At 70.3% G+C, this 6,575-nt stretch carries 6 protein-coding genes; 2 read left to right on the top strand and 4 right to left on the bottom strand.

Annotation, left to right across the window (positions count from 1 at the left end; genetic code table 11):
- Both D9R02_RS04735 and D9R02_RS04730 read left to right on the top strand, forming a co-directional pair.
- The coding region (locus D9R02_RS04735) for a cytochrome c oxidase assembly protein (RefSeq protein WP_259463906.1) at nt 1–866 on the top strand (866 nt) is incomplete at its 5' end.
- Between the two features lie 205 nt (nt 867–1,071).
- Nucleotides 1,072–2,466: a short-chain fatty acid transporter gene (locus D9R02_RS04730; RefSeq protein ID WP_070637024.1), complete on the top strand. Its 1,395-nt coding sequence runs from the start codon at nt 1,072–1,074 to the stop codon at nt 2,464–2,466.
- A 70-nt stretch (nt 2,467–2,536) separates the two neighbouring features.
- On the opposite strand, the gene mmsB is transcribed toward D9R02_RS04730, so the two are convergent.
- From mmsB to D9R02_RS04710, 4 genes are all read right to left on the bottom strand, one after another.
- Nucleotides 2,537–3,457 carry a 3-hydroxyisobutyrate dehydrogenase gene (gene mmsB, locus D9R02_RS04725; RefSeq protein ID WP_070637023.1) on the bottom strand — a complete coding sequence of 307 codons (921 nt, stop codon included), beginning with the start codon at nt 3,455–3,457 and terminating at the stop codon, nt 2,537–2,539.
- Between the two features lie 25 nt (nt 3,458–3,482).
- On the bottom strand, nt 3,483–4,877 hold the full coding sequence (locus D9R02_RS04720; RefSeq protein WP_310263820.1) for an MFS transporter: 1,395 nt from the start codon (nt 4,875–4,877) through the stop codon (nt 3,483–3,485).
- Nucleotides 4,878–5,175: 298 nt separating this feature from the next.
- Nucleotides 5,176–5,670 carry a GNAT family N-acetyltransferase gene (locus D9R02_RS04715; protein ID WP_070637022.1) on the bottom strand — a complete coding sequence of 165 codons (495 nt, stop codon included), beginning with the start codon at nt 5,668–5,670 and terminating at the stop codon, nt 5,176–5,178.
- 194 nt (nt 5,671–5,864) lie between these two features.
- A complete protein-coding gene (locus D9R02_RS04710; protein WP_121566448.1) occupies nt 5,865–6,392 on the bottom strand; it encodes a TetR family transcriptional regulator in 528 nt (175 codons plus the stop codon).
- Nucleotides 6,393–6,575 lie beyond the last annotated feature (183 nt).

Here is a 6,575-nt window from a genome sequence, read left to right as displayed (position 1 = left end):
GGTCTCCGGGGGAGCAGGGGCACGGGGACCACGGGCAGCACGGTGGCGGTGCCGCTGGGCACGCGGACGCCGCGGTGGCCGCCCCGTGGCCGCTCTTCGAGTGGTTGGTCCTCGCGCTCGTGCTGCTCGCCGCAGTGGCGTACTGCTGGTGCCTGTGGGCCGGGCGCGGGCGACGCGGCGTGGCCACCTGGCGCCCGGTCAGCTTCCTCGCGGGACTGGCGTGCGTGGGTGCCGGGCTGGTGGGGCCCGTGGCCCAGGCCGGTCACGCAAGCTTCACGATGCACATGGTGGGGCACCTGCTGGTGGGGATGATCGGGCCGCTGCTCCTGGTGCTGGGCGCCCCGGTGCGGGTGCTGCTGCGCGGGCTGCCCACGGCCGGGGCCCGGAGGGTCACGCGGGTGCTGCGGTTCCCGTGGATCAGGTTCGTGATGCACCCCGCGGTGGCCGCCGTGCTCAACGTGGGCGGGCTGTGGCTGCTCTACACCACCGGGCTGTTCCACTGGATGCACGCCTCGGCGCTCGGCCACGCGGTGGTGCACACGCACATCTTCCTGGCCGGGTACGTGTTCACCGCCTCGATCGCTGGGCCGGACCCGGATCCGCACCGCTCGTCCTTCCGCGTGCGTGCGGCCGTCCTGGTGCTGTTCATCGCAGCCCACTCCATCCTGGCCAAGTGGCTGTTCGCCCATCCGCCCGCGGGGGTGGCGCCCGCGGACGCGGAGGTCGGAGCGCAGCTCATGTACTACGGCGGGGACGTGGTGGACGTGGCCCTCATCGTGCTGCTGTTCCTCGGCCACCACCGGGCCACGGCGCGGCGAGAGCCCGGCGCCCGGCACCCGGAGGTCACGGCGCGCGACCGGGCGTGAGCGGACAGGCCGGGAGCGGGGCCTCGTGGGCCTGCGCCGCGTCGTCGTGGGCACGTGGCACGAGGCGGGGGACGGGCGGGACTGCGGATGCGCACGAGGCGGGGAGATGCGCGGGGCCGTCACACTGCGCGCACAGCATGTAACGCATGTCACTGTCTCTAGGATCGGGGCGGTACCTGATCCGAGCCACCCCTGAGGAACCCCCATGAGCTCTCCGCAGCACTCCCCGGCCCGAGCGGCCTCCTCTGAACCGGTCCTGGCCCGCGCCATGCGCCCCGTCAACTACGTGGTGGAGCGGTTCATTCCCTCCGCGCTGATCTTCGCGATTTTGCTGACCGCGGTGGTCGGCGTCATGGCGCTGCTCCTCACGGACGCGAGCCCCGTGACCGTGATCGAGGGGTGGGGTGCCGGGCTCTCCGGACTGCTCGCGTTCATGACCCAGATGGCCCTGGTGCTTCTGCTGGGCCACGCCCTGGCGAGCACCCGGCCCGTGCGGGCGCTGCTCGGGCGGCTCGCGGCCATGCCGCAGACCGCGCTGGCCGCTTACGTGTTCGTGTTCGTGGTGGCCGCGGTGGCGTGCCTCATCACGTGGGGCTTCGGCCTGGTGGTGGGCGGGCTGCTTGCGCGCGAGGTGGCCGCCGAGTTCTCCCGGCGCGGCACCCCCGTGAGCTTCCCGATGCTCGTGGCCGCCGGCTTCTCCGGCATGGTCGTGTGGCACATGGGGTACTCGGGCTCGGGTCCGCTCACCGCGGCCACCCCCGGCTCCTTCATCGAGAAGCAGGTGGGTCACGTCATCCCCGTCTCCGAGACCACGTTCTCCTGGTGGAACATGACCGCCGCGGTGGTCACCGTGGTCCTCGTGGCGCTGGCCCTGTGGCTCGTGGCCCCGCGTGCCGTCCCGGAGTCCCACAGCATCACCGCGGAGGCGCTCGCGCAGTCCGAGCAGCAGATCCCCGAGCCCGCCATCGAGGCCCCCGCCGACCGCCTGGACGCCTCCCGGATCCCCACCCTGCTGGTGGGTCTCGCCCTCGTGGCCTATCTGATCATCCACTTCACGGGCGGCGGCAGCGTCACCCTGGACATCGTGAACTGGATGTTCCTGGCCCTGATCTTCCTGCTGTCCCGCAACGCGTTCGAGGTCATGGCCCTGGTGAAGAACGCCGCCGCGAACGTGGGCGACATCCTGCTGCAGTTCCCGCTGTACGCCGGGATCATGGGCATCATGACCGCCACGGGGCTGATCCAGGTGCTCTCCGACTCCATCGTGGCGGTCGCCACCCCGCAGACCCTGGGCCTGCTCGCCTTCCTCTCCGCGGGCCTGGTCAACTTCTTCGTCCCGTCCGGCGGCGGTCAGGTGGCCATCCAGGCACCCATCCTGCTCGACGCCGCCGCCCGCCTGGGCGTGGACCCGTCCGTGCTCATCATGTCCGTGGCGTACGGCGACCAGTGGACCAACATGATCCAGCCGTTCTGGGCCCTGCCCCTGCTCGCGATCGCCGGGCTGAAGATCCGCGACATCCTGAGCTACACCACCGTGGTACTCATCGTCTCCGGTCTGGTCTTCGGGGCCACCATGCTCGTGGTGGGCGCGGGCGCCTGATGAAGAGAAGGCAACGGCCCCGCGTGATCCAAGGATCGCGCGGGGCCGTTCTGCACTCCTGTCGTGGGGCTCAGCCCTTCTCGGGGTCCCAGCCGGGGATCTTGCCGTCCGGGGCTGCGTACTTGGCGATGAGGCTGCAGTCCTTGCCCGCGAGGCCCTCGTCGATGAGCTCCTGGAAGCGCTCGGCCACCAGGCGTGCGGCGGGCAGGTTCACGTCCGTCTGCTTACCGGCGGCCAGAGCCAGCCCGATGTCCTTGGCAGCGAGAGTGGCCGAGAACGTGGCGTCGAAGTTGTGGTTCGCCGCCGCGGAGTCCGTCATTCCCGGCACGGGGTACCAGGTCTGCAGCGCCCACGAGTTGCCGGAGGAGACCGAGGCGATCTCCCAGAAGACCTTGGGATCCAGGCCCAGCCGGTCCGCCAGCACGGAGCCCTCCGAGCACGCCTCCAGGCAGATGAACAGCATCATGTTGTTCACGATCTTCGCGGCCTGCCCGGTGCCGGCGGCTCCCGTGTGGACCACGCGGCCCGCCATGGGCTGCACGATCTCCTCCGCGCGGCGGGCGTGCTGCTCCTCCCCGCCGATCATGAACGTCAGGGTGCCGGCGGCGGCGCCGCTGATCCCGCCGGACACGGGCGCGTCCACGAACGCGAAACCGGCGTCCGCTGCAGCTCGGTGCAGCTCCTCGGCGGTGGCCACGTCGATGGTCGAGCTGTCCACGAGCAGCGCGTCCTTCGGGGCGAGCGCGAGCACGCCGTCCTCCCCGAGGTACACGGCGCGGGAGTGCTCCCCCTTGGGGAGCATGGTGATGACCACCTCCGCGCCCTCGAGTGCCTCCGTCATGCTGGGGAACGTCTGCACACCGCCCTCGCGTGCGGCGGCCATCGCGGCCTCGCTGAGGTCGAAACCGCGGACGTCGTGGCCCGCGGCCACGAGGTTGGCGGACATCGGTGCGCCCATGTGGCCCAGGCCGATCCAGGTGATGGTGCTCATGTGGTGTGTCCTTTCGTGGTGCTGGTCAGGAACTGGCGCCGCGCTCGGCGTCCAGTCGGCGTCGGTCCTCGGCGTCGATCTCGTGCAGGGACACGCCCCTGGTCTCGCGCAGGGTGAGCACGGAGACCAGGGTGATGAGGCACGCGATGGCGATGTAGATGGCGATGGGGACCCACGAGTTGAACTCGCGCAGCAGCGTGGTCGCGATGATCGGCGCGAGCGAGCCCGCGATGATCGAGGTGACCTGGTAGCCCAGGGAGACGCCCGAGTAGCGCATGCGGGTGGGGAACATCTCGGCCATGATGGCGGGCTGTCCCGCGTACATGAAGGAGTGGATGACCAGGCCCAGGACGATCGCGGCCAGGATCATCCACTGGTTGCGGGTGTCGAACATGGGGAACGCCACGAACGCCCAGCCGATGGCGAGCACCGCACCCGCGGCGTACACCGGGCGGCGGCCCACCCGGTCCGAGAGCCGACCGACGACCGGCACCATGATCACGTGCACGATGTGCGCGATCAGCAGCAGGAACAGGATGTTGGAGGTGTCCATCTTCAGCTGCGTGGAGAGGTACGTGATCGAGAAGGTCACCACGATGTAGTACAGGATGTTCTCCGCGAAGCGGATGCCCATGGCGCCGAAGACACCGCGGGGGTAGCGGCGGAAGACCTCGGCCACCCCGTAGGAGGCGCCCTTCTCCTCGATCAGCTCTTCCTGGGTCTCGGTGAAGATCGCGGCGTCCGTGACGTGGGTGCGGATGTAGTAGCCGATCGCCACGATCACCACGGACAGCCAGAAGCCCACGCGCCAGCCCCATGAGAGGAACTGCTCGTCGGTGAGGGTGCGGGAGAGGATCAGCAGCACCACGGTGGCGAACAGGTTGCCCAGGGGAACGGCCGCCTGCGGCCAGCTGGCCCAGAATCCGCGCTCCCTGTTGGGGGAGTGCTCCGCGACCAGCAGGATCGCGCCACCCCACTCGCCGCCCACCGCGAAGCCCTGCGCGAAGCGCAGCACCACGAGCAGCGCGGGAGCCCAGTAGCCCACCTGGTGGAACGTGGGCAGGCAGCCCATGAGGAACGTGGTGGTCCCCACCAGCAGGATGGCCACCTGCAGCAGGTGCTTGCGTCCGAACTTGTCCCCGAAGTGCCCGAACACGATGCCACCCAGGGGGCGGGCGATGAAGCCCACCGCGTAGATCAGGAACGCCTTGATGATCCCGTCCAGGGGGTTGCCGGTGTCCACGAAGAACAGCGGGCCGAACACCAGCGTGGAGGCCGTGGCGAACAGGAAGAACTCGTACCACTCCACCACGGTGCCGGCCATGGACGCCGCCACCACCTTCTTGAGGCTGCGGCGGGTCTCCGGGTTGTCGTTGGGGTCCATGTCGACCGCCGGGGCGGCGCTGCCCGCTGTGCTCATGGTGTCTCCTGGGTCAGAGGATGTGACGTCAGTCACGCACAGTGTGGCACGGGGCAACGGCGCCGCCCGGCACATCGCCACGCGGTGTCGACTCATGTCATCTCCGAGCGGGTGCCCGCCGTCCTGGTGCTGTCGGGCGGAGGTGGAGGTCTCGGCGACGCCGCTGGCCCACCACTGCGCGCCCCCGCCCCTCAACGCCTGCAATAACGGAGCAAATGCAGATTCGCGGGCGCGATGCTGCATTTGCTCCACCTCACAGCGTCCTGCTCGTCGGGCCCCGCCTCGCCCGGGGCGGGCCTCAGCGCACCATGCGGATCTCGCGGAGGTCCTCCACAGCAGGATCCGTGAGGGTGGCCCCGTCCGCGCGGAAGCCGTTGCGCTCGTAGAAGCGGATTGCGCGGGGGTTGGCCTCGGCCACCCACAACTGCGCGGGCTCCTCGCCAAGAACGGCGTCGAGCAGTGCCTGCCCCGCCCCGCTGCCGTGGTGCTCGCGGAGGACGTAGAGCGCGCGCAGCTCCCGCTCGCGGGCGGGGTCCGGTTCCACGGGGCGGCCATGCTCCGCGAACCCCACGATCGTCCCGTCCACCTCGGCCACCCGGATTCGTTCGCGTACGGTCGGGTCCGCGAGCAGCCCGGTCCACAGCCTGAGTCGGGCCTGCCGGGCGGCGTCCCCGAAGAAGTGCTCCGACACGAGTCCTGTGTAGGTCTCCCGCCAGGACTGCACGTGGACCTCAGCAAACCTCGGGGCGTCCTCGGGCGAAGGCACTCGCAGAGTGAAAGAGGGCGTCGTCATGCGGGCATTCTTCCCCGTCCTGCTCGCGCACGACAGCGGGGACGACGCCGCTGCACCAGGACCATGCGGACGTCCGCCTCTCAACGCCTGCAATAACGGAGCAAATGCAGATTCGCGGGCGCAATGCTGCATTTACTCCACCTCACAGCGTCCTGCTTGCCGGGCCACGCCTCGCACGGCCCACGACGACGCCGCTACGCCAGGATCGCGCGGACGCCCGCCTCGAACTCGGCGTCCATGGTGGCGGTGGGCAGGTCCATCGACTCGCGGGTCTGCTGGGCGGTCACGGATCCCAGGGTGAAGCGGGTGAGCGTGAGGGCCACCGTCTCGGCGTCCTCCGGGGTCATGCCCCGGTCCGTCAGCGCCGTGATGAGCAGGGGAACGGGCTGCATCCCCAGTGGGTCCAGCGCGTGCGCCACGCTCACCACGTCCGCGCCGTCCCGCACGGCGAGCACCGCGGAACGGAACCGGGCGATGAGGAGGAGCGCAGCGGCGTCGTGGTCCGCAGTGTGCGCAGGGCGGACCGAGGGGGTCTCGAGCGGGGCGACCATGCGCTGCGCGAGAACCGCGAGCAGCTCCTGCTTGTTGGCCACGTGCCAGTAGAGCGCCCCGGGTTGGACGCCCAGCTCTCTGGCCAGGCGGCGCATGGAGAGGTCACCGAGACCGTAGGTCTGCAGGATGTGCCACGCGGCATCCACCACCTGGCTGCGGTCCAGTGCCACGGCGTGCCTCCCTGCTCTCGTGCCCGGGTGCGAGCTCCGTGGAAACTCTACCGAGTAGGGGTGGGTGGGCTGTGTGCTGTGAGGGCGCCGTCGTTCGGGGCCCTGCCGGCCCAGGGGAGGCTCGGACGCCCGGTCTGCTCGCGATGGTGCGTTCTGCGAGGCGCGACCGCCCGTGAGGGGCTA

It is taken from the genome of Kocuria rhizophila (assembly GCF_003667225.1).
Lineage (GTDB): Bacteria > Actinomycetota > Actinomycetes > Actinomycetales > Micrococcaceae > Kocuria > Kocuria rhizophila.
The sequence above is the reverse complement of the archived record's forward strand: the minus strand, read 5'-3'. Positions and strand labels throughout refer to the sequence as shown.

Bases quoted from the DNA above. Each gene is read 5' to 3' on its own strand.
- D9R02_RS04715 (WP_070637022.1), bottom strand. From the start codon at position 5,670: ATGACGACGCCCTCTTTCACTCTGCGAGTGCCTTCGCCCGAGGACGCC.
- D9R02_RS04720 (WP_310263820.1), bottom strand. From the start codon at position 4,877: ATGAGCACAGCGGGCAGCGCCGCCCCGGCGGTCGACATGGACCCCAAC.
- mmsB (WP_070637023.1), bottom strand. From the start codon at position 3,457: ATGAGCACCATCACCTGGATCGGCCTGGGCCACATGGGCGCACCGATG.
- D9R02_RS04730 (WP_070637024.1), top strand. From the start codon at position 1,072: ATGAGCTCTCCGCAGCACTCCCCGGCCCGAGCGGCCTCCTCTGAACCG.